28 protein-coding genes are annotated in these 26,239 nt (G+C 62.0%); 18 read left to right on the top strand and 10 right to left on the bottom strand.

Going from position 1 to position 26,239, the window contains the following annotated elements:
* Both I6E42_RS10970 and I6E42_RS10965 read right to left on the bottom strand, forming a co-directional pair.
* On the bottom strand, positions 1-443 hold a 443-nt coding region (locus I6E42_RS10970), incomplete at its 3' end, for an NAD(+) diphosphatase (protein ID WP_235371982.1).
* Positions 444-490: 47 nt separating this feature from the next.
* On the bottom strand, positions 491-1,249 hold the full coding sequence (locus I6E42_RS10965) for an exodeoxyribonuclease III (protein WP_235371981.1): 759 nt from the start codon (positions 1,247-1,249) through the stop codon (positions 491-493).
* Between the two features lie 173 nt (positions 1,250-1,422).
* On the opposite strand from I6E42_RS10965, the gene asnA reads away from it, so the two are divergent.
* The 4 genes from asnA (at position 1,423) to I6E42_RS10945 (ending at position 7,044) form a co-directional block, all read left to right on the top strand.
* Positions 1,423-2,436, top strand: a complete 1,014-nt coding sequence (asnA, locus tag I6E42_RS10960; protein WP_235371980.1) for an aspartate--ammonia ligase — start codon at positions 1,423-1,425, stop codon at positions 2,434-2,436.
* Positions 2,437-2,949: 513 nt separating this feature from the next.
* Complete coding sequence (locus I6E42_RS10955; RefSeq protein WP_235371979.1) at positions 2,950-3,624, top strand: methionine synthase; 675 nt, start codon at positions 2,950-2,952, stop codon at positions 3,622-3,624.
* On the top strand, positions 3,611-6,004 hold the full coding sequence (locus I6E42_RS10950; RefSeq protein ID WP_328284109.1) for a homocysteine S-methyltransferase family protein: 2,394 nt from the start codon (positions 3,611-3,613) through the stop codon (positions 6,002-6,004). Before I6E42_RS10955 ends, I6E42_RS10950 begins: the two co-directional genes overlap by 14 nt.
* A gap of 137 nt (positions 6,005-6,141) precedes the next feature.
* Positions 6,142-7,044, top strand: a complete 903-nt coding sequence (locus I6E42_RS10945) for a glycoside hydrolase family 25 protein (RefSeq protein ID WP_235371978.1) — start codon at positions 6,142-6,144, stop codon at positions 7,042-7,044.
* Positions 7,045-7,086: 42 nt separating this feature from the next.
* On the opposite strand, the gene I6E42_RS10940 is transcribed toward I6E42_RS10945, so the two are convergent.
* Positions 7,087-8,166: a P-loop domain-containing protein gene (locus tag I6E42_RS10940; protein WP_235371977.1), complete on the bottom strand. Its 1,080-nt coding sequence runs from the start codon at positions 8,164-8,166 to the stop codon at positions 7,087-7,089.
* Between the two features lie 265 nt (positions 8,167-8,431).
* Between I6E42_RS10940 and I6E42_RS10935 the strand changes: the two genes are divergently transcribed.
* The gene (locus I6E42_RS10935; protein ID WP_235371976.1) at positions 8,432-9,898 is read left to right on the top strand and encodes a 4Fe-4S dicluster domain-containing protein; all 1,467 of its coding nucleotides are present in this window, start codon (positions 8,432-8,434) and stop codon (positions 9,896-9,898) included.
* A gap of 171 nt (positions 9,899-10,069) precedes the next feature.
* On the opposite strand, the gene I6E42_RS10930 is transcribed toward I6E42_RS10935, so the two are convergent.
* Positions 10,070-10,243, bottom strand: coding sequence for a hypothetical protein (locus tag I6E42_RS10930; protein WP_235371975.1), 174 nt, complete (start codon positions 10,241-10,243; stop codon positions 10,070-10,072).
* Between the two features lie 346 nt (positions 10,244-10,589).
* On the opposite strand from I6E42_RS10930, the gene I6E42_RS10925 reads away from it, so the two are divergent.
* The 3 genes from I6E42_RS10925 to I6E42_RS10915 are packed head-to-tail and all read left to right on the top strand — an operon-like array spanning position 10,590 to position 13,206.
* On the top strand, positions 10,590-11,561 hold the full coding sequence (locus I6E42_RS10925) for a metal ABC transporter substrate-binding protein (protein WP_235371974.1): 972 nt from the start codon (positions 10,590-10,592) through the stop codon (positions 11,559-11,561).
* Complete coding sequence (locus I6E42_RS10920; RefSeq protein WP_235371973.1) at positions 11,558-12,361, top strand: metal ABC transporter ATP-binding protein; 804 nt, start codon at positions 11,558-11,560, stop codon at positions 12,359-12,361. Before I6E42_RS10925 ends, I6E42_RS10920 begins: the two co-directional genes overlap by 4 nt.
* Positions 12,361-13,206, top strand: a complete 846-nt coding sequence (locus I6E42_RS10915) for a metal ABC transporter permease (protein ID WP_235371972.1) — start codon at positions 12,361-12,363, stop codon at positions 13,204-13,206. The genes I6E42_RS10920 and I6E42_RS10915 overlap by 1 nt, the downstream gene beginning before the upstream one ends.
* Before the next feature lie 68 nt (positions 13,207-13,274).
* On the opposite strand, the gene I6E42_RS10910 is transcribed toward I6E42_RS10915, so the two are convergent.
* A complete protein-coding gene (locus I6E42_RS10910; protein ID WP_235371971.1) occupies positions 13,275-13,688 on the bottom strand; it encodes a hypothetical protein in 414 nt (137 codons plus the stop codon).
* Positions 13,689-13,942: 254 nt separating this feature from the next.
* Between I6E42_RS10910 and I6E42_RS10905 the strand changes: the two genes are divergently transcribed.
* The 4 genes from I6E42_RS10905 to I6E42_RS10890 all read left to right on the top strand — a co-directional run bounded on the left by I6E42_RS10905 (position 13,943) and on the right by I6E42_RS10890 (position 17,278).
* A complete protein-coding gene (locus I6E42_RS10905; RefSeq protein WP_235371970.1) occupies positions 13,943-14,392 on the top strand; it encodes a YwiB family protein in 450 nt (149 codons plus the stop codon).
* A gap of 107 nt (positions 14,393-14,499) precedes the next feature.
* Complete coding sequence (gene argS / locus I6E42_RS10900) at positions 14,500-16,251, top strand: arginine--tRNA ligase (RefSeq protein ID WP_235371969.1); 1,752 nt, start codon at positions 14,500-14,502, stop codon at positions 16,249-16,251.
* 60 nt (positions 16,252-16,311) lie between these two features.
* Positions 16,312-16,635 carry a hypothetical protein gene (locus tag I6E42_RS10895; protein WP_235371968.1) on the top strand — a complete coding sequence of 108 codons (324 nt, stop codon included), beginning with the start codon at positions 16,312-16,314 and terminating at the stop codon, positions 16,633-16,635.
* A gap of 4 nt (positions 16,636-16,639) precedes the next feature.
* Positions 16,640-17,278 carry an NUDIX hydrolase gene (locus tag I6E42_RS10890; protein ID WP_235371967.1) on the top strand — a complete coding sequence of 213 codons (639 nt, stop codon included), beginning with the start codon at positions 16,640-16,642 and terminating at the stop codon, positions 17,276-17,278.
* Between the two features lie 37 nt (positions 17,279-17,315).
* Here I6E42_RS10890 and I6E42_RS10885 read toward each other — a convergent pair whose 3' ends face one another.
* Entirely contained in the window at positions 17,316-17,678 is a 363-nt protein-coding gene (locus I6E42_RS10885) for a DUF6709 family protein (protein ID WP_235371966.1), read from the bottom strand.
* A gap of 288 nt (positions 17,679-17,966) precedes the next feature.
* Here I6E42_RS10885 and rplU point away from each other — a divergent pair, with 288 nt between their 5' ends.
* The 5 genes from rplU to obgE all read left to right on the top strand — a co-directional run bounded on the left by rplU (position 17,967) and on the right by obgE (position 20,752).
* Positions 17,967-18,278, top strand: a complete 312-nt coding sequence (rplU, locus tag I6E42_RS10880) for a 50S ribosomal protein L21 (protein ID WP_235371965.1) — start codon at positions 17,967-17,969, stop codon at positions 18,276-18,278.
* Positions 18,278-18,607 (top strand): ribosomal-processing cysteine protease Prp, encoded by a 330-nt coding sequence (locus tag I6E42_RS10875; RefSeq protein ID WP_235371964.1) that lies wholly within the window; start codon positions 18,278-18,280, stop codon positions 18,605-18,607. Before rplU ends, I6E42_RS10875 begins: the two co-directional genes overlap by 1 nt.
* Before the next feature lie 3 nt (positions 18,608-18,610).
* Entirely contained in the window at positions 18,611-18,898 is a 288-nt protein-coding gene (gene rpmA / locus I6E42_RS10870) for a 50S ribosomal protein L27 (protein WP_235371963.1), read from the top strand.
* A 68-nt stretch (positions 18,899-18,966) separates the two neighbouring features.
* Positions 18,967-19,389 carry a PPC domain-containing DNA-binding protein gene (locus I6E42_RS10865; RefSeq protein WP_235371962.1) on the top strand — a complete coding sequence of 141 codons (423 nt, stop codon included), beginning with the start codon at positions 18,967-18,969 and terminating at the stop codon, positions 19,387-19,389.
* A gap of 82 nt (positions 19,390-19,471) precedes the next feature.
* Positions 19,472-20,752: a GTPase ObgE gene (obgE, locus tag I6E42_RS10860; protein WP_235371961.1), complete on the top strand. Its 1,281-nt coding sequence runs from the start codon at positions 19,472-19,474 to the stop codon at positions 20,750-20,752.
* Positions 20,753-20,986: 234 nt separating this feature from the next.
* On the opposite strand, the gene I6E42_RS10855 is transcribed toward obgE, so the two are convergent.
* From I6E42_RS10855 to I6E42_RS10845, 3 genes are all read right to left on the bottom strand, one after another.
* Positions 20,987-21,226: a hypothetical protein gene (locus I6E42_RS10855; RefSeq protein ID WP_235371960.1), complete on the bottom strand. Its 240-nt coding sequence runs from the start codon at positions 21,224-21,226 to the stop codon at positions 20,987-20,989.
* Between the two features lie 159 nt (positions 21,227-21,385).
* Positions 21,386-22,105: a PAQR family membrane homeostasis protein TrhA gene (trhA, locus tag I6E42_RS10850; protein ID WP_235371959.1), complete on the bottom strand. Its 720-nt coding sequence runs from the start codon at positions 22,103-22,105 to the stop codon at positions 21,386-21,388.
* 191 nt (positions 22,106-22,296) lie between these two features.
* Positions 22,297-22,467 (bottom strand): DUF362 domain-containing protein, encoded by a 171-nt coding sequence (locus I6E42_RS10845; protein WP_087396651.1) that lies wholly within the window; start codon positions 22,465-22,467, stop codon positions 22,297-22,299.
* Positions 22,468-22,586: 119 nt separating this feature from the next.
* Here I6E42_RS10845 and I6E42_RS10840 point away from each other — a divergent pair, with 119 nt between their 5' ends.
* Entirely contained in the window at positions 22,587-25,010 is a 2,424-nt protein-coding gene (locus I6E42_RS10840) for an ATP-dependent Clp protease ATP-binding subunit (protein ID WP_235371958.1), read from the top strand.
* Between the two features lie 57 nt (positions 25,011-25,067).
* Here I6E42_RS10840 and I6E42_RS10835 read toward each other — a convergent pair whose 3' ends face one another.
* Positions 25,068-26,189, bottom strand: a complete 1,122-nt coding sequence (locus I6E42_RS10835; protein WP_235371984.1) for an ABC transporter ATP-binding protein — start codon at positions 26,187-26,189, stop codon at positions 25,068-25,070.
* Positions 26,190-26,239 lie beyond the last annotated feature (50 nt).

Here is a 26,239-nt window from a genome sequence, read left to right as displayed (position 1 = left end):
GGATGGAGGAGGGAGAGGGCCTCATGGGGCGGGACCCACACGGCCTGGTCCACCTCGTCGGACAGTTGGAAATCCCGGCGGTGGACCCGGGCGGCAAAGCCGATCATCAGCATGTCCTTCTTTTCGAACCAGTAGGTGCCCGTGATGGCCAGCCTGGACACGGACAAGCCAAGCTCCTCGTAAATTTCCCGGGCGGCGCACTCCTCGGCGGACTCGCCGGGCTTCATGTAGCCGGAAACCAGAACGTGGTACCGGGCGGAGATGTACCCCTGGCGCAGCAGGGCCACGTTGCCCGCCTCGTCCACCGCAAGAGCGATAATACAGGTAGAAAACATGGGGAACAGGGGGCGCTTGCAGGTCTCGCACCAGGGGACCAGCCCCTCGTCCCCGATCTCCCGGGGGACGGCCTTGCTCCCGCAGCGGGGGCAGTATTGAAATTCCATGGGAAGCACTCTTTTCTCTCTATGATTCGGTATGGGTACGGATCAGGTCAAATGTCCAGCTCCAGCAGGACGGGGCAGTGGTCGGAGCCCTCCACGGCGGTGAGGATCTCGGCCCGTTTGATCTTGTCCCGCAGGCGGTCGGAGACGATGAAATAGTCGATGCGCCATCCCGCGTTGTTCTTCCGGGCGTTGAACCGGTAGGACCACCAGGAGTAGATGCCGGTGGCGTCGGGGTAGAGGTAGCGGAAGGTGTCGGTGAAGCCGGAGGACAGCAGAACGGTCATTTTCTCCCGTTCCTGGTCGGAGAAGCCGGCGTTCATCCGGTTGGTCTTGGGATTTTTCAGGTCGATCTCCTGGTGGGCTACGTTCAGGTCCCCGCAGTAGATCACCGGCTTCACCTTGTCCAGAGACATGAGGTATTCCCGCAGGTCGTCCTCCCACTCCATCCGGTAGTCCAGCCGCTTCAGCCCGTCCTGGGAGTTGGGGGTGTAACAGCACACCAGATAGAAGGAGTCATATTCCAGGGTGATGAGCCGCCCTTCGTGGTCGTGCTTGTCCCGGTCCATGCCGTAGGCCACGGACAGGGGCTGGCGGGGGGTGAAAACGGCGGTGCCGGAGTAGCCCTTTTTCTCCGCCGAGTTCCAGAACTCCAGGCAGTTGTCCTCCAGGTCCACATGGGCCTGGCCCTGCTCCATTTTCGTCTCCTGGAGGCAGAGAAAGTCGGGGGCTTGTTCCCGGTAAAAGTCCAGAAATCCCTTTTTCAGACAGGCCCGCAGGCCGTTGACGTTCCAGGAAATAAGTTTCATAGCGGTTCCCTCCTCCCGGAAAACCGGGATAACAATGATCGTGACTATTAAAGCGGTTTATTCAGCAGACATTATTATAATGCGGCCGGAGACTCCTTGGCAAGAACAGATTGCAATTCCGGCAGCGATTGGATATAATATTAAAATCATCAAAGAGGTAAGGAGTATCCGCCATGAACCAGAATTCCCTTCCCCAGGGATATACCTCCCTGTTATCCATTTACGAGACCCAAAAGGCCATCGGCCTGCTGAAGCGGCTGTTTGAGGACAAACTGGCCGGGGCCCTGCGGCTCCACCGGGTGTCCGCCCCCCTGTTCGTCTCCGCCGCCTCCGGTTTGAACGACGATTTGAACGGTGTGGAGCGCCCGGTGTCCTTCGACATCAACGGCGTCAACGACACAGCCCAGGTGGTCCACTCCCTGGCCAAGTGGAAGCGTCTGGCCCTGAAGCGCTACCAGTTTCAGGTGGGCGAGGGCCTGTACACCGATATGAACGCCATCCGCCGGGACGAGGAGCTGGACTACTTACACTCCGCCTATGTGGACCAGTGGGACTGGGAGAAGGTGATCCGGGCGGAGGACCGGAACGTTGGCTATCTCCAGAACACGGTGCGCTCCATCGTGGGGGCTCTTGCGGACACCCAGTATTTCCTGCGCACCGTCTTCCCCCAGCTATCCGTGCTGCCCCAGATGTCCACGGACATTGAGTTCATTACCGCCCAGGAGCTGGAGGACCTGTACCCCAGCCTGACGGCCAAAGAGCGGGAGAACGCTTTCGTCAAGGAACATCCCACCACCTTCCTCATGGGCATCGGCGGCAAGCTGCGCTCTGGCAAGCCCCACGACGGTCGGGCCCCGGACTATGACGACTGGAACCTGAACGGCGACCTGTTGGTATGGGACAGCGTCAACGGCAAGGTCATGGAGCTGTCCTCCATGGGTATCCGGGTGGACCCGGAGAGTCTGGACCGCCAGCTTACCCTGGCCGGCTGCGACAGCCGCCGGGAGCTGCCCTTCCATAAGATGCTGCTGAACGGGGAATTGCCCCTCACCATGGGCGGCGGCATCGGCCAGTCCCGGGTGTCCATGCTTCTTCTGGGCAAGGCCCACATCGGCGAGGTCCAGTCCTCCCTGTGGGACGAGGACAATGTGAAGGCCTGCGAGGAAGCGGGCGTTGTGCTGCTGTAAATTTTCTGTTATGGGGTAGTAGTTTTACGCTCTGTAGGACTGACCTATGCGGACTGCCGATGAATCAAACTGCATCCAATAGACGGGCCATCGTGGTCAAGGACCGCGCCGCACAGTTGTGAAACCCAGGCGCATTATTCAGCGGCTGTTCCAATCCAAGTTCCCTCGACTCAGGGCCGAAGGCCCGGAAGGAGGGACAGCAAAACCAGGGAATATGCGCCGGACGTGAGGCGGACTTTTTTGTAGGACGCCCCTTGGGGGCCGGGGCCGAAGCCCCGGAGATTTTTTGGGTACTTTTGTATCTCTACAAAAGTACCTCGCCCGGGGGCGAAACATCCCCATCACCCGTCCCGCCCGCAGGCGAAATTCTCAAATGCGTAAACATATCCTTGTATTTTGCCTACCCAGAAAAGGCAAGGGCAGAGCCCTTGCCCTACATCACATAGAACATAGGTTTTAGGTTCCATAGGCCAGTAAACCCCAATTTACCACTTATATCACGAGGTGTTCTCCATGCCCATCACCCTGACCCAACTGAATATCGACGAGATCCTGCGGTATATGGGCTGTCCGCCGGACAAGGCTGATCCGTCCACCCGGGCGCTGGCGGAGGACTGCGCCGGCCAAGTGCTCCGGACCGTCACCCCGCGCTGGACCTACCGGATCTTTGACCTGGGCTTGGAGGAGAAGGGCGTCCGGATGGGGGGGCTGCTCCTGACGGGGGAGGATCTGAAGGCCCATTTGGAAGGCTGCGGGCGGGCGGCTCTGTTCTGCGCCACCCTGGGGGCAGGGGCGGACGCTCTGATCCGCCGGGCGGAGAGCGGAGATATGGCCCGGGCCCTGGCGCTGGACTGTGCCGCCGCCGCAGCGGTGGAGGAGGTCTGCGACCGGATCGAATTGGAACTCCAGGCCATGTTCCCCGGCTGCTTCTTCCCCTTCCGGTACAGCCCCGGTTACGGGGACCTGCCCCTTACCCTCCAAAGAGACCTGTTGACCCTGCTGGACGCCCCCCGCCGGGTGGGCCTCACCGCCAGCGCCAGCAATATCCTGCTGCCCCGAAAATCGGTGACTGCCATTCTGGGGATCGCGCAGAGCCCCATTGAGAGAAAAAACCGCAGCTGTCTGGGCTGTCCCGCCCACGGCGGCTGCCAATATCGAAAGTCAGGTGGACATTGTGGAATTTCATGAACTGCTAAAGGCGTCCGGCCCCATCCTTTTGGACGGCGGTATGGGCAGCATGCTCCAGGCCAAGGGCCTGGCCCTGGGGGAGTATCCGGAGCTGGCGGCTCTGGAACACCCCGACTGGCTGCGGGAGATCCACCAGGCCTATGTGGAGGCCGGCTCCCAGATCATCTATGCCAACACCTTCGGGGCCAACCGAGAGAAGCTGAGCCGGACGGGGAAGACGGCGGCGGAAGTGGTGTCCGCCTCGGTGGCGCTGGCCCGGGAGGCGGCGGGGGGACGGGCCCTGGTGGCCCTGGACCTGGGCCCCATCGGGCAGCTGCTGGAGCCCACCGGCATCCTGAAATTTGAGGAAGCGGTGGATATTTTCAAGGAGATGGTGCTGGCCGGCGCCGCCGCCGGGGCGGACCTGGCAGTCATCGAGACCATGACCGACCTCCAGGAGGTCCGGGCCGCCCTGCTGGCGGTGAAGGAGAACAGCAGCCTGCCTGTGATCGCCACCATGAGCTACGAGGAGCGGGGCCGGACCTTCCTGGGCTGCGACCCGGCCTCGGCGGCCCTGACCCTGGAGGGGATGGGGGCGGACGCCGTCGGCGTCAACTGTTCCCTGGGCCCCCGGGAGATGCCGCCCCTGGTGGAGGAGCTGACCCGCTGGACTACCCTGCCCATCGCCATCAAGCCCAACGCCGGGCTCCCCGACCCCGGAGGGGCCGGCTACGATATTACCGCGGAGGAGTTTGCCCAGAGCATGGCCGACCTGGCTGATCTGGGGGTCAAGCTGTACGGCGGTTGCTGCGGCACCACCCCGGAGTACATCGCCCGGATGAAGGCGGCTCTGGCGGGCCGGACCATCCGGGATATTCCCCGAAAAGTCCCCGCCGCCGTGTGCAGCGGCAGCTGCACCGTCCCTATCGACCGGGTGCGGGTCATCGGTGAGCGAATCAACCCCACGGGCAAGAAGGCCATGAAGGAGGCCTTGCGCCGTGGGGACGTGGATTACATGCTCAACCAGGCCCTGGAGCAGACCGGGGCGGGGGCGGACATCCTGGACGTGAATGTGGGTCTGCCGGAGATCGACGAGGCGGAGATGATGGTCCGGGTGGTCAAGGCCATCCAGGGGATCACCGACGCCCCCCTCCAGCTGGACTCCACCGATCCCAAGGTGCTGGAGGGCGCTCTCCGGGTCTACTGCGGCAAAGCCATCGTCAACTCGGTGAACGGGGACGAGGAGAGCCTGACGGCCATCCTCCCCCTGGTGAAGAAGTACGGCGCCGCCGTGGTGGGTCTGACCCTGGACCGGAACGGCATCCCCAAGTCCACCGAGGAGCGGATGGTCATCGCCCGCCGCATTTTGGACAAGGCCCTCTCCTACGGCATCCGCCGGGAGGATGTGTATATTGACTGCCTGACCCTCACCGTGTCGGCGGAGCAGGCGGGCGCTTCCCAGACCTTGGAGGCCCTGCGCCGGGTCCACGCCGAGCTGGGGCTGAAAACAGTGTTGGGAGTGTCCAACATCTCCTTCGGCCTGCCCGCCCGGCCTCTGGTGAACCAGAACTTCCTGACCATGGCCATGACCTGCGGCCTGGACCTGCCCATCATCAACCCCAATCTGGAGTCCATGATGGCGGCGGTCCGCAGCTACCACCTGCTGATGAATATCGACCGGGACGCACGGGACTTCATTGCCGCCTACGGCGACGCCAAGGTGTCCACCACCATCACCGCCGGGAACGCTGTCCCCGCTCCGGCGGAAGCGGGCGTACGGGACCTGGGCAAGCTGGTGGAGGCAGGCTTGAAAAATGAGGCGGGACAGGCTACCCGCCTGCTGTTGGCGGAGCGGGAGCCCATGGACATTGTGGACAATGTCCTGATCCCGGCCCTGGACCGGGTGGGCGCCGATTTCGAGACGGGCCGGGTCTTTCTGCCCCAGCTGATCCAGTCCGCCGGGGCCGCCCAGGCCGCCTTTGAGGTGATCCGGGAGAAACTCTCCGGCCAGCCGGGCCGGGAGACGGACAAGGGGGCCATCGTCCTGGCCACTGTCAAGGGAGACATCCACGACATCGGCAAGAATATTGTCAAAGTGCTGCTGGAAAACTACGGCTATACTGTCATTGACCTGGGCAAGGACGTGGACCCCGCCGCCGTGGCGGAGGCCGCGCGGAAGCACAAGGCCGGTCTGGTGGGACTGTCCGCCCTGATGACCACCACCTTGAAAAGCATGGAGGAGACCATTGCCCTGCTCCACCGGGAGCAGGTCCCCTGCAAGACCGTGGTGGGCGGCGCGGTGCTCACCCCCGAGTATGCCGCCCAGATCGGCGCGGATTTCTACGCCAAGGACGCCAAAGAGAGCGTGGATGTGGCCCGCCGGGTCTTCGGAACAACGTAACATACGGAAAGCGGGAGTCCGGGCCGCGGCCCGGGCTCCCGCTGTTTTCCGGCAGGACCGAGTTGCGGGAAAGGAAAGCGTCTGGTATAATGTTCGGCAAGAGCTGACAGCGGCGGCCTTTGCCGGGAGGACACGGAATGAGAGACAGAGACAATGTGCGACAAACTGGGAAGAGCAGTCCCCGCCGCCTGGCGCCGAAAAAGAGGGGGCGGGTGGGAGTGCTGCTCCTCCTGGTCCTGGTGCTGGTGCTGGCGCTGGCCGCCGGCGGGGCGGGGCTGTACCGCGTCCTGCATCCCGAGCCGGTGACCTTCACCTACCGGGACCGGGTCCTGAAGGCTAAGGACGGGGTGCCGGTGAACGGCTATGCCCGGGAGGAATTTTCCGCGGATGAAAACGGGCGGGTGTCCTATGTCCATAACGGCCTGCGGGCCAAAGAGGGCATCGATGTCTCCTCTTACCAGGGGGAGATCGACTGGGAGGCCGTGGCGGCGGACGGGGTGGATTTTGCCATGATCCGTCTGGGCTATCGGGGCTATAGCGAGGGCGGACTCTGGATGGACAGCCGGTTTGAGGAGAACATCCGGGGGGCTTTGGAGGCCGGCCTGGAGGTGGGGGTCTACTTCTTCTCCCAGGCCATCACGCCCGGGGAGGCGGAGGAGGAAGCGGAGTTCGTGTTAGAGGCCCTGGAGGGATATGAGCTCGCCTACCCCGTGGCGTTTGACTGGGAGCCGATCACCCCGGGGAAGGAGGCCCGCACCGATACCCTGGACGGAGAGACCTTGACCCAGTGCGCCGCGGCCTTCTGCCGGCGTGTCAGCCAGGCGGGTTATACGCCCCAAATCTATTTCAACCAGGAACTGGGCTATCTGGTCTATGACCTGGCGGAGTTGAAGGACTGGTCCTTCTGGCTGGCGGAGTATGATACCGCGCCGGATTTCTATTACGGATTTGACCTGTGGCAGTATACCCATACCGGCAGTGTGGCGGGCATCCAGGGCAACGTGGACCGGAATCTGGACCTGGGATCGGTTTTGAATTGAATGGATCAAACGGGCTCCCGGCGGCGCCGGGGGCCCGTTGCTCTATGCCAGGATCTCGCCGCACAGGTCTGCCGCCATGGCCGCCACCAGGTCAAAGTCCACATAGGGGTTATAGAGGGCCTCCAGGTCGTCGTGCATGGCTTTGGCCTGGGCCAGAGAGGAGATGGCCTCCTCCATCAGGGCGGAGGACACCTTTTTGGCGAAACGGAGCCGGGGACGGTTGTGGCGGAGCAGCTCCTTGTCCGCCGCCGCGTCCAGCCGGATGCGGCGGTAGGGGGTACCCGGGAAGGGGAGGTCCGCGGTGGAGGTGAGGAAGGCCAGATCCAGCTGGGGAACCAGCAGATGGGCCAGCCGCTGGGGAGCCATGGGATCGGGACAGGTGGTCACGTCCCAGCCCTGGGCCGTGATGCCGGCCAGCAGGTGGATCAAAAGCTCGTGGGCCAGCCCACAGCTGTCCGCCAGCTCGTAGATCCGGCCGCACTGGGCCTGGGCCGTCTCAAAGAGACAGAGGGGACCCGCGTGGGTCACAGCCCCCAGAAACCGCTGCTTGACCTGCCCCCCGGCCGGCCCCCTCTTTTTCCGCAGTTCCCGGTCCAGGATGCCCCGTGCCCGCTTGGCCAGCTTTTCCGACAGACCGTCGGTGAGTAGGGTGGAGCGCTGGTCCTCGAAAATCTCAGCCGCCGCCCCCAGACAGCGGTAGGCCCTCTGGTAGCAGCCCTTGTAGCCCGCCATGCAGTCGATGATCTCTCCCCGCAGCGGGGCTAGCCCCTGGCTGTCGTAACATTGGCCCATGTTTACATACCGCTCCACCACGCCCGGGTATTTGGGTTCCACCACATGGGGCGCGGTACCGTCCACCAGGGCGGCCCCAAGTTGGGGCAGAAGCAGGGCGTCCAGGGAGGCTGGGTCCCCGGAGCAGAGGATGTATTCCGTTTCCAGTCCGGCCTCCTCCATGCGCTGGGCCACCCGGCGCATGAGGGTGGATTTTCCGCAGCCGGGCCCGCCCTTCAAAATATAGATGGCCCGGGCAGTCTCGGGGGCGATGAGTTCCGGGTAAAGGGAATAGAAACCAGCGGGGGAATTGGCCCCCAGAAAATATTGGATATGGGGTGAAGCAGTCATGACCGACCCTCCCTGTCAACAAATCTGTACCCCAGACTATGCCAGAACGGTCCGGATGGTGTGGGAGAGACGGAAAGAGCCAAAAAACAGCGGAAAAACGCTGAGAAATGGGCAAAAATACACATTGACATACCTGGGGGAGTAGGGTAGAATGGGGACGAAAATGAAGGAAAACTTGCAAGATGAAGGAACGGACGGCGGTTCCTGCACAGACGCCGGACGTTTTGGGAACAACTGTGAGGGAAATGTTGGAGGAAGCGAGATTATGCGTACATTTGAGACCAAAATCCAGGAGCTGAAAACTTCTGTTCTGACGGAAGTGGCACGGTTGACTTGGGAAGACCGGACCCAGACCGGCATTCTGGACATCCCCGAGAAGATCATTCCCGGCCCTGAGTCCAGCCTGCGCTGCTGTATCTACAAGGAGCGGGCCATCATTGGCAGCCGGGTCAAGATGGCCATGGGCGGAGATAAGACCAACCCCTGTGTAGTGGAGGTCCTGCCCATCGCCTGCGACGAGTGTCCGGTCACCGAGATGACGGTCAGCGCCTCCTGCCGGGGCTGTCTGGCCACCCGCTGCGTCCACGCCTGCCCCAAGGACGCCATCACCATTGTGAACCACCGGGCCCACATCGACCACCAGAAGTGCATCACCTGCGGCAAGTGCCTCAACGCCTGCCAGTACAGTGCCATTGTCAAGACCCAGCGGCCCTGTGAAAAGGGCTGCCCTGCCGGAGCCATCTCCATGGGCCCCAACAAGAAGGCTTCTATCGACATCAACAAGTGCATCTCCTGCGGCAACTGTGTGTACCAGTGCCCCTTCGGTGCCATTCAGGATAAATCCTGGATCATGGACGCCATTCAGATGATCCGGGGCGGCGAGCACTGGGGTTATAAGACCTATGCCGTCATCGCGCCCTCCATCGCCGGCCAGTTCGCCCCCGCCACCTATGGCCAGCTGGTGGCCGGCCTGAAGCTGCTGGGCTTCTCCGGCGTGGCCGAGGTGGCTCTGGGCGCCGACATGGTGGCCGAGCGGGAGTCCGACGAGTTGGTGGAGCGGGGCGTGCTGACCTCCTCCTGCTGCCCGGGGTTTGTGGGGTATGTGAAGAAGAAGCACCCCGAACTGGACAAATATGTGTCCCACACCCCATCTCCCATGGTGATGATCGGCCTGCACCTGAAGGAGAAGGACCCCGACGCCAAGGTGATCTTCATCGGTCCCTGTGTGGCAAAGAAAAAGGAATTCCAGCTGGGCCGTACCATGAACGCCATTGACTGTGTCCTGACCTATGAGGAGCTGTTCGCTCTCTTTGAGTCCCGGGACATCGACCTGACCAAGCTGGACGAGGCCGAGCTGGACGAGGCCAGCCCCTTTGGCCGCAACTTTGCCCGCAGCGGCGGCGTGGCCCAGGCCGTGGTCCAGGCCCTGCAGGAGAAGAACTCCGACTTTGAGGTGAAGGCCGTCCCCTGCAGCGGCATCGCCCAGTGCGAAATGGCCCTGCTGAAGCTGAAGGTGGGCAAGCTGGAGGGCAACTTCATCGAGGGCATGGCCTGCGACGGCGGCTGTGTTCAGGGCGCCGGCTGTCTGGTCCGGAGTCCTCGCAACCGCATGGACGTGGAGAAGCACGCCAAGGAGGCTGAGGGCCGCACCATTTTGGGCGCCACGGCCGCCGCTGGCCAGGCGCCGGCCAAGGCGGCCGGCAAGTCCGAGGGCGGAGCAGAAAAGGCGTAATAAAACAGAGAAACCGGGGCATCCCAATGGAGGGATGCCCCGGTCAGTTTCTGGAAAAGTCTTTCCGCAATGGATACTTGGCAAGGTCTGCAAGCGTGTCCCTGGGTTTTATCGGATGGCGGAAAAAATCGGACTGGCAATTCCGCTTCGCTTTCTTCAGAGAGCGCTCTGTCAGGAGTGGGTGGCCGCAGGGCGGTGCTCCAGGCGGGCTTGGGTGGAGTGGGAATGTCTTAGGCTTCGGCTGGCATGTGCGGAGACAACCTGCTCAATAACAGACATCAAAGCCAGGCACAGCATAAGAAACAGCACCAACACCAGACGAAGCAGAATATAGTTGAATACCATAGGAATAACCACCTTTCAAAACGTATGCAAAAAAGAAAAAGCAGGTACTACGGCCCGATTCCGGCCACAGCCCCCTTGCTTGGGCCGTAGTTTACCCCCGGGTTATCCCATTGTCAAGGGGGAGAAGACAAGTTTGGCGGATCATATGAAGTAACCTGGAAAAAACACATGGTGTTTTTGTACATTTTTAAACAACTATTTTTGTTCAATATATACAAAGATGGACGGAGAGGGGATGTGGGCAAACTGGACCCGCCGCCGGGAAATTTGATTTACAAGAAGGAAAAAGTGAGATATACTAAAATAGCTTTTTCAGGAGCCTATTTTCAGAAAAATGAGGTACTGCATGAAACATCGAATCCTACTGCCCCTGTTGGCCCTGTTCCTTCTGTTCTCTGGCTGCGCCCCCGCCGGGACCTCGCAGCAAGGAGTGGACCAGGGGGAAGAACTGAAAATCGTAGCCGCGACCTACCCCGTCTACCTGTTTGCCTGCGCTGTCACCGAGGGTGTGGACGGGGTGGCGGTGGAGCGGCTGAATACCGGTGAGGCCAGCTGCCTCCATGACTACACCTTGTCGGTCCAGGATATGAAGAAAATTGAACAGGCCGGCGTGATCGCTCTGAACGGGGTGGAACTGGAGGAGTTTATGGAGGACGCCCTGTCCGCTTCTGACGCCTTTGTGATCGACTGCTCGGAGGGTGTGGAACTGCTGGAGAATCTGGACCACCACCATGAGGAGGAAGACCATGACGGTCACGACCATGGTCACTTCGATCCCCACATCTGGATGGACCCGGAAAACGCTGTTCGGATGGTAGCCAATCTGGTTCAGGGACTGTCTGAGCTGGACCCGGACCGCGGGGAAAAGTACCGAAACAACGGCGCGGTCGCCGTGTCTTTGCTGAACACATGGGACAGCGCTTTGGAGGACCTTTTGGGGGAGGTCCGGGAGAGCCGTGACGGCTTTGAAATTCCCGGCCTCATCACCTTCCACGACGGCTTTCAGTATTTTGCCCACGCCTACGGCCTGCCCCTGCTGGAGTCCATTGAGGAGGAGGCGGGCAGCGAGGCCAGCGCCCATGAGATCCTGGAGATTACCGAGCTGGTGAAGGAGAAGGACATCCCCGTTATCTTTACCGAGGTCAACGGCTCCGACGCCACCGCCAAGGCCATTTCCCGGGAGACGGGCTGCCGGGTGGCCCAGCTGTCCATGTGCATGAACGGGCCGGACGGGGCGCTGTCCAACTATTTTGACGCCCTGATGGGCAATATGACCGCCATCATCAACGGGTTCGCAGGAGAGGAGGTCGTCCGGTGAGAAAGATCAAACACGGCAAGCTGGCCATCGGCTGTGCCGACGCCTGCTGCCTGAAGCTGGAGGGGCTGTCGGTGCGCCTTCAGGGGGACTCCATTCTGGAGGACGTGTCCTTCCATCTCCACTGCGGAGAGATCGTGGCCCTCATCGGACCCAACGGGGCGGGGAAATCCTCCCTGTTCCGCAGTATCCTGGGCCAGATGCCCTATAAGGGCAGCATCACCTTCTCCCCGGCGGGAGGCCCCGCCATCCGTCTGGCGGATGGCGCCGTCACCGGGGGCAAGCGGCCCCTGGTGGGCTATGTGCCCCAGGCCCCCAGCTTTGACCGGGGGGACCCGGTGTCTGTTCTGGACTTCTTCACCGCCGCCACCGCCAAGTGGCCGGTGTGGCTGCCCGTCCCCAAAAAGCAGCGGGAGCGGGCGGCGGCCTGCCTGGCCCGGGTCCACGGGGAGGACCTGCTGGACAAACCCATGAGCGCCCTGTCCGGGGGTCAGCTCCAGCGGGTTCTGCTGGCCCTGGCCCTGGAGCCGGTGCCCCACATCCTGATTCTGGACGAGCCCCTGTCCGGCGTGGATATCGAGGGGGAGCACCAGCTGCTGGAGATGCTGGACGAGCTTCGCACCCAGTATGACCTGTCCATCTTCCTGTCCACCCACGACTTCGCCACCCTGGGCCAGTTTGCCGACAAGGTGATCCTGCTGAATAAAAAGGTGCTCAAGGCGGGGCCGCCCGATGAGGTGCTGTCCTCACCGGAGTTTTATGAGACCTTCCACCTGCACATGGGGAAAGGAGGCGAGGCGTGATGGAGCTCTGGTATGCCCTGGTCTCCCTGCTGCCCTTTGAGTGGGCCCAGCCCGATACCATGTACTTTATGAAGCACGCCCTGCTGGCGGTGCTGGTCATCTCGCCCCTCTTCGGCATCCTGTCTACCATGGTGGTCCACAGCCGCATGTCCTTCTTCTCCGACGCCCTGGGCCACTCCGCCTTTACCGGCATGGCCATCGGGGCCATCTGCGGCTTCAACGAGCCCACCTGGGCGGCGGTGATCTTCGCTCTGCTGTTTGCTCTGCTGTTCAACCTGGTCCGCCGCCGCTCCGCCCTGGCCAGCGACACGGTCATCGGGGTCTTTTCCTCCACCGCCGTGGCCCTGGGTATCTTCCTGTCCACCCTGGGCGGGCGGTCCTTCACCAAGTTCAACAACCTGCTGATCGGCGACATCCTGTCGGTGGAGCCGGCCAAGATCGGCCTGTTGGCCCTTATCCTGCTGCTGGTGGTCCTGCTGTGGGCGGTGTCCTTCAACCAGCTGATGCTGTCCGCCGTCCACCCCGCCCTGGCCGACAGCCGGGGGGTCAAGGTGTTCTGGCAGGAGACGGTGTTTTCCATGGCCATCGCTGTGGTGGTCACCCTGTCCATGACCTGGGTGGGCCTGCTGGTCATCAATTCCCTGCTGGTGCTGCCCGGAGCGGCCGCCCGGAACATTGCCCGGAACATGTGGCAGTACCACCTGCTCTCCCTGGTGGGCGCGGTGGCCGCCGGCGTGGCCGGACTGATGACCTCCTACTATATCGGCGCCTCCGCCGGCGCCGCCATCACTCTCTATCTGGCGGGATGGTTCCTGGTCACCTTCCTGCTGCGGAAAAAAGGTTAAAATAGAAGACAAAAAATGCCGCGGCACAGTGTGGGCTGTGCCGCGGCTGTTTATTGCCGGGATGGGGTTCAGTTGTCGATATCCACCAGAATATTGTCGGTGCCGTGTTCCTCAAACTCAGCGATGTAGGCGTCGATGCGGCTGGTGAGTTCGGCGTAGTTGCTCTCGTCGATAGGGGCGTCGTCCATATCCCGGCGGGCCAGGTCCTCGGCCAGGATGTCGAAGAAGACGTTGTTCTCATACTCAACGATGGCCTCGTGGATGCCGCCCTCCACAAAGGCCCGGGAGGGGACGATCTCCCCCTGATACAGCTCGGCCAGAGAGGGCATCCCCTCCAGCACGGCCTGGCCGAAGACCAGACTCTCCACTTCGTCGTAGTCGGCAAACCGCTGGTCGCCCCGGGTGGAGTTCAGGATCCAATTGCCGATGTAGACCATATCCAGCAGCCGACGAAACTGCTTCTTACTCAATTCCAGGTTCATGAATGGGACCTCCTTTCCCGGAATCAGAGATGCGGATACTCATATTATAGCCGCAGGACCGCGTTTGTCAAATAGGGATTCTTGGGAAACAAGGGCGTTTTGCGAAAATTCCCCCTTGTCTTTCCCAGGAAAATAGCATAGAATAGTATCCGTTGAATTTTGCCCTTCCGGCCGTTGTATTCCGGTGGGAAAACCTTGTGCCACGTTCCACATGCGGGCCGGCAGTGGGGCATCAAAGCCTATGGGAGGCAAGTATGGAAAAAAATGTGGTCATCTCCATCAAGGGGACCCAGAAATATGAGGACACGCCCCCGGACGTCATTGAGCTGGTCACCAAGGGCCGGCTGATTCGGGACGAGGGGGGCTATACCCTGACCTACCAGGAGAGCGAACTCACCGGCCTGGAGGGCACCCTTACCACCATCCAGGTGGAGGGGGAGGGGGAGCAGGTTACCCTGATGCGGGCGGGTGAGGTCAATGCCCAGATGGTCTTTCAGGAGGGCCGCCGCCACCTGTCCATGTACAATACACCTTATGGCGCCATGGCAATCGGGGTGAATACCCGCCATCTGCTGGCCGACCTGAACGACCAGGGGGGCGACATCGAGATCGATTATGCCATCGAGGTGGACCACGCCATCGCCGGCCGGAACATCTTCCAGATCAAGGTGCGGGAAGCGGACGGCTGTGGGCTGAAGCAGTAAATCCGGACCAGGGACGGAGAGAAACGAGTATGGAGGGGTTCCTCTGGCTGGTAGGTTTCTCTCCTGCGCCCTGTCTGTTATCTTATATTTAAGGTGTGATAGGTAAAATGAGCAATATGATTCAGGCCGCCCGGCAGCAGGTGGCCCAGCTGACCCAGGACGCCTATGAGAAGGCGGCCCAGGCCGGCCTTCTGCCCGCCGGGGCAGAGGTCAAGGCCACCATTGAGATCCCCAAGGACACCTCCCACGGGGACTACGCCTCCTCCTTCGCCATGGCGGGGGCCAAGGCCCTGCACAAGGCCCCCCGGATGATCGCCCAGGCCATTGTAGACAACCTGGACCTGGAGGGCAGCTATTTCCAGAAGGTGGAGATCGCCGGCCCCGGTTTCCTGAACTTCACCCTGGGCCCCAAGTGGTTCGGCGACGTGCTGGCCGCTGTGGAGACTGAGGGTCCCGCCTACGGCTCCGGCGACGAGGGCCAGGGCCGGAAGGTGATGGTGGAGTTCGTCTCCGCCAACCCCACCGGTCCCATGCACATGGGCAACGCCCGGGGCGGCGTGTTGGGAGACACCCTGGCCAACGTGCTCAAACGGGACGGCTGGGACACCTGGAAGGAGTTCTATGTCAACGACGCGGGCAATCAGATCCATAAGTTCGCCGTCTCCATCAATGCCCGTTACATGCAGCTCATTCTGGGGGAGGAGAACTTTGAATTCCCCGAGGAGGGGTACCACGGGGAGGACATCAAGGAACTGGCCCGGGCCATCTATGAGATGAACGGGGAGAGCTGGAAGAACCTGCCTGAGGAGGAGCGGCTGGACAAGATGGCCCAGTACGGCCTGTCCGTCAACATCCCCAACATGAAGGCCGACCTGCTGAAATACGGCATTGAGTACGACCAGTGGTTCTTCGAGTCCTCCCTCCACCAGTCCGGCTATGTAGCCGAGACGGTGGGGCTGCTCACGGAAAAGGGCTGGACCTATGAGAAAGACGGCGCCCTGTGGCTGAACACCACCCAGCTTCTCAAAGAGAAGTTCATGCGGGAGGGCAAGACCCAGGAGCAGGTGGATAAGCTGGACCTGAAGGATGACGTGCTCCGCCGGGCCAACGGCTTCTATACCTATTTCGCCGCCGACATCGCCTACCACCGGAACAAGCTGGCGGTCCGGGGCTTCGACAAGGTCATCAACATCTGGGGCGCCGACCACCACGGCCATGTGGCCCGGCTCCAGGCCGCCCTGGACGGGCTGGGCCTGGACGGCTCCAACCGTCTGGTGGTGGTGCTGATGCAGCTGGTCAATCTGATGCAGGATGGAAAGCCTGTCCGCATGTCCAAGCGCTCCGGCAAGGCCATCGCCCTCCACGACCTGCTGGACGAGATCAGCGTGGACGCCGCCCGGTACTTCTTCAACTCCCGGACCTCCACCACGCCCCTGGACTTCGACCTGGACCTGGCCGTCCGCCAGGACAGCGACAATCCGGTGTACTATGTCCAGTACGCCCACGCCCGGATCTGCTCCCTCATCGCCCGTCTGGCCGAGGAGGAGAATGCCCGGGTGCCGGAGGCCGCCGCCGTGGACGCCGCCCTGCTGTCCGCTCCCGAGGAGCTGGCCCTGGTGAAGGCCCTGGCCCAGTATCCCGAGGAGCTGCATCTGGCCGCCCGGGACTACGACCCCAGCCGCATCAACCGCTACCTGGTGGCCCTGGCTGGCGACTTCCACCGGTTCTATAACGCCTGCCGCATCAAGGGGGAGGAGCCCGGCGTGCTGGCCGCCCGCCTGAAGCTGGCCGATACCGTCCGCGCGGTTTTGGCCAACGGCCTGGGGCTGCTGGGTGTATCCGCGCCGGAGAAGATGTAATTGGATACAATCAAAAAACACGCCCCAGGGCGTGTTTTTTGTCAGAGAGGAGTGGAGGATATGGCGTCCAAGCGGGAGCGGTTTTCCGGACTCAAGAATAAGCTGGAAAAAAACAGAAACATGATCGTCTATACCCTGGTGCTGCTGGCCCTGATGGGGGCGGCGGTGGGCTGGGGCCTGCTGCCGGAGCGGGTCACCATGGCCCCGGGGGCGGAGGAGGCGATTTACCGCCCCAAGGAGCAGCTGATTTTGATGAATCTGGCCCTATCCCTGGGCTTCTCCGTCCTGTTCTGGAAATGGCCCCGGGAGGCGGCCTACCTGTTTGGGGCCGTCTTCGGCGTGGTCATGACCTTTGGACTGCTCTATTTGAATCTGGGGGTGTGAGGAGATGGATCTGCGTCAAACGGAGGAATTTTTCCGGACCAGACAGCCGAAGCCCATGGATGCCGCGGGCAGCTTCGCCGTGCTGGTCCCGCTGGTGCGGGACGGGGATGGGCTGTCTCTGCTGTATGAGGTCCGCGCCCACACCATGCGCCGCCAGCCCGGGGAGATCTGCTTCCCGGGGGGGAAGGTGGAGGGGACGGAGTCGCCGGAGGAGTGCGCCCTGCGGGAGAACTGGGAGGAACTGGCCATTCCCGCCTCTGCGGTCCATGTGATGGGCCCCCTGGATTTTATTGCCCACCGCTCCGGCCGGACCATCTATCCCATTCTGGGCCTGGTGGAGCGGGAGGCGCTGGAGCACATGGTCCTGAACCCGGGAGAGGTGGACGAGACGTTTTTGGTTCCCCTGGCCCACCTGTGGGACCAGGTGCCCGTAGAGTATACCTATCCGCTGGTCCCTCGCCCGGAGGAGGACTTTCCCTACGGAAAACTGGGTATCCCGCGAAACTACCCCTGGGCCAATGGCCGGGAGACCGTGCTGTCCTACTTTTGGGAGGACCGGGTCATCTGGGGGCTTACCGGGCGGATCACTCGGAATCTGATCACGCTGCTGAAAGGGCGGGGCGGCGGAGAGATGCCAGTTTGAGCATAGGAAAAGCGGGACCCACATGGGTCCCGCTTTGTCATGCCTCTTTCCGGTATCCGATCTCCGCCTGGGGCTGGTATTGGGAGATCAGGGCCAGCCCCTCTTTGCCCAGTTCCTTGGACACCACCTCGCCCTTGTGGACGGTGCCGTCCTGGTCCTGGACCATCAGGAAGAATTGGTCGAAATTGGCCCGCCCGCAGCACAGGTTGGCGTTGACCTCCTCCTGGCGCAGCCAGGCGCGGACAATATGGTCGTAGGGGAGGCTGAGGTTTCCGGAGAACCGGGTGAAGTAGCAGTTGCGCTCTCCCAGGCGTACCTTGCCTAGATCCCGGGCCTGCTGAAAATCCTGCTTCAGTTCCTCCTGAGAGAGGGAGGTGGGGAATAACACTTTAAATCCCATGATATGTCCTCCTTTTATCCAATCACTTAGATATGTTTATTATAGCAGGTTTTCTCAATAAATGCAAGTGATTCTTATTATTAAAAATTGAAAGAGACAGAGAAAAATTTCCCGAAAACAGGCGCCTGCCCTATTGACATAGCCCGTCTTTATTGGTAAAATATCAAAGCCGCTTTGAGTGGGACAGAAGCGCGGGAACCCCAAAACAGGGGGCCGGCAGCGTGCTGACACAAGTGGAACACCGTTCCCTCCCAGGAGAGCGAGCCCGTAATGAAGGAGTTGAAACAAATGCAGGCAATCATCGTGACCGGCGGCAAGCAGTACAAGGTGAGCGAGGGCGATACCCTGTTCATCGAGAAGCTGGAGGCCGAGGCCGGCCAGAACATCACCTTCGACCAGGTTCTGGCTATCCTGGACGGCGACAACGCCACCTTCGGCGCTCCCACCGTGGAGGGCGCTTGTGTGGACGCCACCGTCGTGAAGAACGGAAAGGGTAAGAAGGTCCGGATCTTCAAGTACAGCCCCAAGAAGGGCTACCGTAAGCGTCAGGGCCACCGTCAGCCCTACACCAAGGTGCAGATCGGCGCCATCAAGGCCTGATGACCACCGTGACCTTCCATTCCGAGGGCAGCCGTATCGTGGGCTTTGAAGTCAAGGGCCACAGCGGATACGCCCCCGAGGGTGAGGACATCGTCTGCGCCGCCGTCACCAGCGCGGTCCGCCTGACCGAGTGCGCCATCAACGACGTGCTGGGCCTGGAGGCCTCGGTGAAGGTCCGGGACAAGGACGCGTCCATCACTCTGAAACTCCCCGGTAAGCTGGGACAGACCAACGAGAGCACCTGTCAGGCTCTGCTTGCGGCGCTGATGGTCCATTTTGTCCAGCTGGCGGAGGAGTACCCCGACCATATTTCTGTCTTGGAGGTGTAAGTTATGCTGAATATCGGTTTGCAGTTTTTCGCCCACAAAAAGGGCGTCGGTTCCACCCGTAACGGCCGTGATTCTGAGGCCAAGCGCCTGGGCGTGAAGCGCGGCGACGGTCAGTTCGTGCTGGCCGGCAACGTGCTGGTCCGCCAGCGCGGCACCCACATCCACCCCGGTGTCAACGTGGGTAAGGGCAGCGACGATACCCTGTTCGCTCTGAAGACCGGCACGGTCAAGTTCGAGCGTCTGGGTAAGGACCGCAAGCAGGTCTCCATCGTTGAGGAGATCGCTCAGTAATTTTACTGTCACGAAGCCGCAAACGACACACCGTTTGCGGCTTCTCTTTTGAAGAAAGAAGGTTTCTTATGGAATACCGGAAGTTTGACCGGGGTTACGTCCTGCGTCTGGACCCCGGCGAGGAGATCGTGGCGTCCCTGACCCGTCTGGTGGAGGAGGAGAAGATCGAGCTGGCCTCTGTCTCCGCCCTGGGCGCGGCCAATGACGTGACCATCGGTATTTTCAACACGACGGAAAAACAGTATTACTCCCAGCGCTACCAGGGAGATTATGAGATCTCCGCCCTGGTGGGGAATGTGACCCGGAAAGATGGGGAACCTTATCTCCATCTCCATATCACCATCGGCAATCCCGTCACCGGGGAGGTCCACGCGGGACACCTCTCCTCCGCCACCATCAGCGCCACCCTGGAGCTGTTTCTCCAGGTTTGGGACGGCCGGGTGGGCCGGAAATTCAGCGACACCGTGGGCCTGAACCTGCTGGAGTTCTGATCCGCTGACAGGAGGCGGCCGCGGGGAATATCTTTCTCCGCGTCCCTTGTCTTCTTTACCTCAAAAAAAGGAGGTGCGGCATATGGCAGCACCCTTTGTAGATACCGCCCGCATCACCGTCCGCTCCGGAAATGGAGGAAACGGCGTGGTCTCCTTCCACCGGGAGAAGTATGTGGCCGCGGGTGGCCCCGACGGCGGCGACGGCGGCCGGGGCGGCAACGTGGTGGTGGTGGTCAACGACCACATGTCCACCCTAATGGATTTCCGCTATAAGCGCAAGTATGTGGCGGGCAATGGCATGGACGGCCAGGGCAAGCGGTGCACGGGCAAGGACGGGGAGGACCTGGTGCTCCGGGTGCCCCGGGGCACCATCATCCGGGACGCCGAGACCCGGGAGATCATCAAGGACATGTCCGACGAGGAGCCCTTTATCCTGTGCAAGGGCGGCCGGGGCGGCTGGGGCAACAAGCACTTTGCCACCCCCACCCGCCAGGTGCCCCGCTTCGCCAAGGCGGGCCTGCCCGGCGAGAGCCGGGACGTGGTGCTGGAGCTGAAGCTGCTGGCCGACGTGGGCCTGGTGGGCTTCCCCAACGTGGGCAAGTCCACCCTCCTGTCAGTAGTCAGCCGGGCCCAGCCCAAGATCGCCAACTACCACTTCACCACCCTGTTCCCCAACTTGGGGGTGGTCTATGTGGAAGAAGGGGTGTCCTTCGTCATGGCCGACATCCCGGGCATCATCGAGGGCGCTGCCGAGGGGGCTGGCTTGGGACACGACTTCCTGCGGCATATCGACCGCTGCCGCCTGCTCATCCATGTGGTGGACGTGTCCGGCTCCGAGGGCCGGGACCCGGTGGAGGACTTTGAGGCCATCAACGCCGAGCTCAGGCAGTATTCCCCGGAGTTGGCTTCCCGAAAGATGATCGTGGCGGCCAACAAGGTGGACATCATGTCCGATCCCGCCCTGCTGGACCGGCTGCGCGCCCATGTGGAGGAGCAGGGCATGGAGCTGTTTGAGATCTCCGCCGCCGCCCACCAGGGCGTCCGGGAACTGGTGAAAAAGGCCGCTCAGGAGCTCCAGGAGCTGCCTCCCGTGGCGGTGTACGAGTCCACCTATGTGGAGCGCCCCCCCGAGGTGGATACCACCGGAGAGGTCCAGATCGAGCGCTACGACGACACTTGGGTGGTGGAAGCGCCGTGGCTCCAGCGGCTCATCGCCAACGTCAACTTTGGCGATTACGAGTCCCGGAACTGGTTTGACCGCACTCTGCGCCAGTCCGGCCTGTTCGACAAGCTGGAGGAAATGGGCATCCGCGACGGGGACATTGTCTCCCTGTACGACCTGGAGTTTGAATACCAGCGGTAACGGGACCGGCGGGCTGTGCCTGTGAAGCGCCGCCCGGATGCTGGGCGCCGTGTGATCAAGTGAATGACCGTACTGCGGCTGAAAGAGGCCCACTGTCTGTGTTATCAGACAGTGGGCCTCTTTTTTGAATATAGGAGTGGTTGGGGCGGGATATGCCGCGGCCTAAAGCTCCACTGGTCAACGGCAGCGGCTACTGTCTGACACATTGAGCGTGGGTTTCGGGCGGCAGAGGGTTTAGTTTAAGTAGTCTCCCACGGGAGAGGCGTTGTACTGCTTGATGATCTTGATCAGGACAGAGCCGTCCTCCAGAGTCTCCTCGGAGAGGATCTTGTGCTGAACATGGCCCCGTTCCAGCTGCCGTTTGTAGCGCTCCACCTCCTGCTGGACGGTGGATACGGCCAGATCGTGGTCTGTGTCCTCCTTGAGGAGAAAGTGAAGCGTCTGCTGGATACAGGCGGCTTTGATACGTTTCATAGTGGTGCTCCTTTCCGCAAAATAAGTGACTGGATACGGGAAAATGCACATTTCCAATCACATTCTCATCATATCACTTATTTTTTGGAAATTTCAAACACTTTTTCCATATGAATTTTTAACAAAAAAGGCCGGGGACATCCCCGGCCGGAAAGGGTTTTACATCAGGGCGATGACCTGATACATCATCACGAAGTGGGCGATACTGCCCAACAGGATAAAGACGTGGAAGACCTCATGGCAGCCGAACCGGGGGTTGTTCCGTCCCGGCCACTTGACGGCGTAGAGAACACCGCCCACAGAGTAAAGAATTCCTCCGGCCAGCAGCCAGAAGAAGCCGTTGGCGGGCAGGGTCTGGTAGATGGGGACAATGGCGAAAATGGCCAGCCAGCCCATGAACAGATAGATGACGCTGGTGAGCCACCGGGGAATGGACAGCTTGGCGATGGTCAGGATCACGCCCGCGGCGGCCAGGGCCCACACGGCGGCCAGCAGGACGGGGCCGCCGCAGTCCCGCAGGACGGTGAGGCAGACGGGGGTGTAGCTGCCGGCGATGAGCAGGTAGATGGAGCAGTGGTCATATTTCCGCAGGGCGATGCGGACCGGGACCGAGGTGTTGAGACAGTGGTACAGGGTGCTGGCGGTGTACAGACAGATCATGGACAGGCCATAGATCAGAAACAGCTGGAAGTTGAGCCAGTTGCCCAGTCCGGCGGACCGGACCAGGAGGGCGGCGGTGCCCAGCACGGCCAGCAGGGCGCCCAGGCCGTGGGTCATGGCGGACCAGGGCCGCAGGCCGTCGTAGGGGTCCCGGACCTCACGGCGGGGGGAGACAGGCCGGCAGAAGGTTTGACCGGCGGAAATGGCGTTGGAACGCATACAAGACACTCCTTTCCGGGAAATGGGTGGATAGTAAACGGTATGCCGGGTTCCCTTTTCAGGTATGCTCAGTATATCCCAACGGCTGGAAAATATCAATATAAAAAATCACCAAATATAATATTAAAAATTAGATTGTAACGTATAAAAGACGACGCCGGAATCACTCCCGGCGTCACTCTTGGATGTAATTAGCCCTGAGAAATAGCACTCATGGGGCAGGTGTCGGCGCAGGAACCGCAATCCAGGCAGGAACCGGCGTTGATCTCGTAATGATCAGCACCCTGAGAAATGGCACCCACGGGGCAGGCATCCGCGCAGGAACCACAGCTGATGCAAGCATCGCTGATGACATAGGCCATGATAAGTACACCTCCATTAAAATGTACATTTATTCTATCACATCTTTTTAAAAATGCAATGCTAAATTTTAGAAAAGGCGGGCATCCTTAAAAAAGATTTTGGATGAGGTGATCTTACCATGGCAGACAGCCGTTTTACATCGACAGCGCTGGGGGCCATCCGTCTGGCCCAGGAAAACGCCGCCCAGTTGGGGCACAGCTATGTGGGCAGTGAGCACCTGCTGCTGGGTCTGGCCTGTCAGGAGTACAGCCCGGCGGCCACCGTTCTGCGGCGGGCGGGGGCGGACAGCAAGACCCTCCGGTCCGCCATCGCCCAGCAGGTTGGGGTGGGAGTGCCCGTCCGGTCTCTGCACCAGGGCCTGACGCCCCACTGCTGCCAAGCCATCCAGGGAGCGGTGGGGGAGAGCCGCCGGCTGGGCCAGCGGGCGGTGAACTCCGAGCATCTGCTGCTGGGCCTGCTGGGGGAGGGAGACTGCGCCGCAGTCCGGCTCCTCCGGGACTGCGGCGTGGACGAAAGCAAGCTTTATGAGGCCGTTTCCGCCTCCCTGGGGGGAGAAAAACTGTCGGCCCGGCGGCCCCGGGAGCCGGAACAGCGCACCGCCGCCGAGACCCGCCAGCTGGACCAGTGTTCCCGGGATCTGACCCGGATGGCGGCAGAGGGCAAGCTGGACCCGGTGATCGGGCGGGAGGCGGAGCTGGAGCGGATGATCCAGATTCTGTCCCGGCGGACCAAGAACAACCCCGCCCTCATTGGGGAGCCGGGAGTGGGCAAGACGGCGGTGGTGGAGAGCCTGGCCCTGGCCATCTCCGACGGTACCGCCCCCGCCCACCTGCTGGGGCGGCGGCTGTGCGCCCTGGACCTGTCCGCCATGGTGGCGGGGACCAAGTACCGGGGGGAGTTTGAGGAGAAGCTGCGCCATGTGCTGGGGGAGGTCCGCAGGGCGGGCAACGTCATTTTATTCATTGATGAACTCCACACCATTGTGGGTGCCGGGAGCGCCGAGGGGGCCATTGACGCGGCCAACATTCTGAAGCCCGCCCTGGCCCGGGGCGAGATCCAAGTCATCGGCGCCACCACCATCGACGAGTACCGCCGCCATATCGAGAAGGACGCGGCTCTGGAGCGGCGCTTCCAGCCGGTGACCATCCGGGAGCCCAGCCGGGACCAGACCCTGACCATTCTCCGGGGACTTCGGGGCCGCTATGAGACCCACCACCACCTGACCATCACCGACCAGGCTCTGGAGGCGGCGGTGGACCTGTCCATCCGCTACCTGCCCCAGCGCTTTCTGCCGGATAAGGCCATCGACCTGGTGGATGAGGCGGCGTCCCGGGCGCGGCTGTCCGGGCGGGCGCTGCCTCCGGCCCTGCGGGAGCTGGAGGGACGGGCGGTCCAGGCGGGCCGGCAGATGTCCCAGGCCATCCGGGAGCAGAATTTCGAGAAGGCGGCCATGCTGCGGGATGCGGAGAGCAGCTTCCGCCGCCAGTTAGAAGGAGAAAGGACCAAATGGCTGGCCGCCCAGGGCCCCCGGCAGGTGGAGGAGGCGGATATCCGGGCGGTGTTGGCCCAGTGGACGGGGGTGCCCATAGAGCGGCCCGATGAGGCGGAACGGCGGATCCTCGCCCAGCTGGACCAGGAGCTGCGCCGGAGCATTTTGGGCCAGGACCGGGCGGTGGAAGCGGTGACCCGGGCGGTCCGGCGCAGCCGGCTGGGACTGAAGGACCCCCGGCGTCCGGTGGGCAGTTTTCTGTTTTTGGGCCCCAGCGGAGTGGGAAAGACCCAGCTGTGCCGGGCGCTGGCCAAAGCCCTGTTTGGACGCCAGGAGGCCCTGATCCGCTTCGACATGTCCGAGTATATGGAGGCACACACCGTCTCACGGCTCATCGGTTCCCCTCCCGGCTATGTGGGCCATGAGGAGGGCGGACAGCTCACCGAGCGGGTCCGCCGGGAGCCCTGGTCGGTGGTGCTGCTGGACGAGCTGGAGAAGGCCCACCGGGACATCTGGTCCATTCTTCTTCAGGTGATGGAGGAGGGTGTGCTCACCGACGCCCAGGGAAGAAAGACCGATTTCCGGAATACGGTGCTGGTCATGACCTCCAATCTGGGGGCGGGCCGCTTCGCCCGGGGGCGGCAGCTGGGATTCTCCGCAGGGGGCTCCGCCGAGCGGGAGGAGCTGGAGCGGGCGGTGTTGGCCGACGCGCGGCGCACCTTCGCCCCGGAATTTTTGAACCGGCTGGACGCCGTTTTGGTGTTCCATCCCCTGGACCGGGATTCCCTGGGGGCCATCACCAGGCAGCTGCTGGCTGAGACCGGGGACCGCCTGAACCGGTTGGGGGTGGCGCTGGAGGTGGAGGAGCCGGCGGTGGACCTGCTGGCCAGCCAGGGCAGCAGCCAGGAATACGGCGCCCGTCCCCTGCGGCGGGCCATCTCCGCCCTGGTAGAGGACCCGGCGGCCGACCTGATGCTGGCGGGGCAGGTGAGAAAAGGGGACACCTTGCAGGTGGTGGCGGAGGACGGCCGGGTACAGGTCCGGCTGGTATAGTGGAAAATAGGGATAAAAAATGGGAACTGCCGAAGGCAGTTCCCATTTTTTGAGTTTTTATACCAGCAGGTTCTGTTCAGTGCTGGGGTCAAAGAGGTGGATAAGGTCGGCGGGGAAGGTAAAGCGGATCTGGGTGCCGTAGGGGATGCCGGCCCGGTGTTCGGCGGGCAGCTCGGTGGTGGGCACGCGCAGGACAATGTCCTTGCTGTTGCTGCTCACGTGGAGGTAGATCTCGCTGCCCATCATCTCGGAGACATCCACCTGTGCGGCGATGGTGTGGTCGCCGCCCTCGGGGGCGAAATGGACATGCTCGGGACGGATGCCAATGGTGACGTCCATGCTGTTTACGCCCTTGTCAGCCAGCTGCTGCTGGATGCCAGCGTCCAGAGCCATCTTGGCGCCATGGACGGAGATGGAGTAGCCGCTGGCCTCCTTCACCAGCTTGCCGTCGAAGAAGTTCATCTGGGGAGAGCCGATGAAGCCGGCGACAAACAGGTTGGCGGGGGAGTTGAAGACCTCCTGGGGAGTGCCGATCTGCTGGATATAGCCGTCCTTCATGATGACGATGCGGTCGCCCAGGGTCATGGCCTCGGTCTGGTCGTGGGTGACGTAGACGAAGGTGGTGTCGATGCGCTGGCGCAGCTTGATGATCTCGGCGCGCATCTGGTTGCGCAGCTTGGCGTCCAGGTTGGACAGAGGCTCGTCCATCAGGAAGACCTTAGGCTCACGGACGATGGCGCGGCCGATGGCCACCCGCTGGCGCTGGCCGCCGGACAGGGCCTTGGGCTTGCGGTCCAGGTACTGGGTGATGTCCAGGATCTCGGCGGCCTCGCGGACGCGGCGGTCGATCTCATCCTTGGGGAAATGGCGGAGATTCAAGGCGAAGGCCATGTTTTCATACACGGTCATGTGGGGGTAAAGAGCGTAGGACTGGAAGACCATGGCAATATCACGGTCTTTGGGCTCCACGTCGTTCATCCGCTTGTCGCCGATGATCAGGTCGCCCTCGGAGATCTCCTCCAGGCCGGCGATCATGCGCAGAGTGGTGGACTTGCCGCAGCCGGAAGGACCGACCAGAACGATGAATTCCTTGTCGGCGATCTCCAGGTTGAAGTCGTGGACGGCGGTCACCTTGTTGTCATAGATCTTCTTTACGTTCTTCAGGGATACAGTTGCCATGTTTACAGAGCCGTAGGAGTTCAGCATCCGCAAAAACTCCCTTGCCCGCG

The sequence above is a fragment of the Pseudoflavonifractor phocaeensis genome (genome assembly GCF_021531815.1).
GTDB classification, from domain to species: Bacteria; Bacillota; Clostridia; order Oscillospirales; family Oscillospiraceae; genus Lawsonibacter; species Lawsonibacter phocaeensis_A.
This window is presented reverse-complemented; position numbering and strand designations above follow the sequence as displayed.

Excerpts from the sequence above, each read along its gene's own strand:
- I6E42_RS10965 (WP_235371981.1), bottom strand. The coding sequence starts at position 1,249 with ATGAAACTTATTTCCTGGAACGTCAACGGCCTGCGGGCCTGTCTGAAA.
- asnA (WP_235371980.1), top strand. The coding sequence starts at position 1,423 with ATGAACCAGAATTCCCTTCCCCAGGGATATACCTCCCTGTTATCCATT.
- I6E42_RS10955 (WP_235371979.1), top strand. The coding sequence starts at position 2,950 with ATGCCCATCACCCTGACCCAACTGAATATCGACGAGATCCTGCGGTAT.
- I6E42_RS10945 (WP_235371978.1), top strand. The coding sequence starts at position 6,142 with ATGAGAGACAGAGACAATGTGCGACAAACTGGGAAGAGCAGTCCCCGC.
- I6E42_RS10940 (WP_235371977.1), bottom strand. The coding sequence starts at position 8,166 with ATGACTGCTTCACCCCATATCCAATATTTTCTGGGGGCCAATTCCCCC.
- I6E42_RS10935 (WP_235371976.1), top strand. The coding sequence starts at position 8,432 with ATGCGTACATTTGAGACCAAAATCCAGGAGCTGAAAACTTCTGTTCTG.
- I6E42_RS10930 (WP_235371975.1), bottom strand. The coding sequence starts at position 10,243 with ATGGTATTCAACTATATTCTGCTTCGTCTGGTGTTGGTGCTGTTTCTT.
- I6E42_RS10925 (WP_235371974.1), top strand. The coding sequence starts at position 10,590 with ATGAAACATCGAATCCTACTGCCCCTGTTGGCCCTGTTCCTTCTGTTC.
- I6E42_RS10915 (WP_235371972.1), top strand. The coding sequence starts at position 12,361 with ATGGAGCTCTGGTATGCCCTGGTCTCCCTGCTGCCCTTTGAGTGGGCC.
- I6E42_RS10910 (WP_235371971.1), bottom strand. The coding sequence starts at position 13,688 with ATGAACCTGGAATTGAGTAAGAAGCAGTTTCGTCGGCTGCTGGATATG.
- I6E42_RS10905 (WP_235371970.1), top strand. The coding sequence starts at position 13,943 with ATGGAAAAAAATGTGGTCATCTCCATCAAGGGGACCCAGAAATATGAG.
- argS (WP_235371969.1), top strand. The coding sequence starts at position 14,500 with ATGAGCAATATGATTCAGGCCGCCCGGCAGCAGGTGGCCCAGCTGACC.
- I6E42_RS10895 (WP_235371968.1), top strand. The coding sequence starts at position 16,312 with ATGGCGTCCAAGCGGGAGCGGTTTTCCGGACTCAAGAATAAGCTGGAA.
- I6E42_RS10890 (WP_235371967.1), top strand. The coding sequence starts at position 16,640 with ATGGATCTGCGTCAAACGGAGGAATTTTTCCGGACCAGACAGCCGAAG.
- I6E42_RS10885 (WP_235371966.1), bottom strand. The coding sequence starts at position 17,678 with ATGGGATTTAAAGTGTTATTCCCCACCTCCCTCTCTCAGGAGGAACTG.
- rplU (WP_235371965.1), top strand. The coding sequence starts at position 17,967 with ATGCAGGCAATCATCGTGACCGGCGGCAAGCAGTACAAGGTGAGCGAG.
- I6E42_RS10875 (WP_235371964.1), top strand. The coding sequence starts at position 18,278 with ATGACCACCGTGACCTTCCATTCCGAGGGCAGCCGTATCGTGGGCTTT.
- rpmA (WP_235371963.1), top strand. The coding sequence starts at position 18,611 with ATGCTGAATATCGGTTTGCAGTTTTTCGCCCACAAAAAGGGCGTCGGT.
- I6E42_RS10865 (WP_235371962.1), top strand. The coding sequence starts at position 18,967 with ATGGAATACCGGAAGTTTGACCGGGGTTACGTCCTGCGTCTGGACCCC.
- obgE (WP_235371961.1), top strand. The coding sequence starts at position 19,472 with ATGGCAGCACCCTTTGTAGATACCGCCCGCATCACCGTCCGCTCCGGA.
- I6E42_RS10855 (WP_235371960.1), bottom strand. The coding sequence starts at position 21,226 with ATGAAACGTATCAAAGCCGCCTGTATCCAGCAGACGCTTCACTTTCTC.
- trhA (WP_235371959.1), bottom strand. The coding sequence starts at position 22,105 with ATGCGTTCCAACGCCATTTCCGCCGGTCAAACCTTCTGCCGGCCTGTC.
- I6E42_RS10845 (WP_087396651.1), bottom strand. The coding sequence starts at position 22,467 with ATGGCCTATGTCATCAGCGATGCTTGCATCAGCTGTGGTTCCTGCGCG.
- I6E42_RS10840 (WP_235371958.1), top strand. The coding sequence starts at position 22,587 with ATGGCAGACAGCCGTTTTACATCGACAGCGCTGGGGGCCATCCGTCTG.
- I6E42_RS10835 (WP_235371984.1), bottom strand. The coding sequence starts at position 26,189 with ATGGCAACTGTATCCCTGAAGAACGTAAAGAAGATCTATGACAACAAG.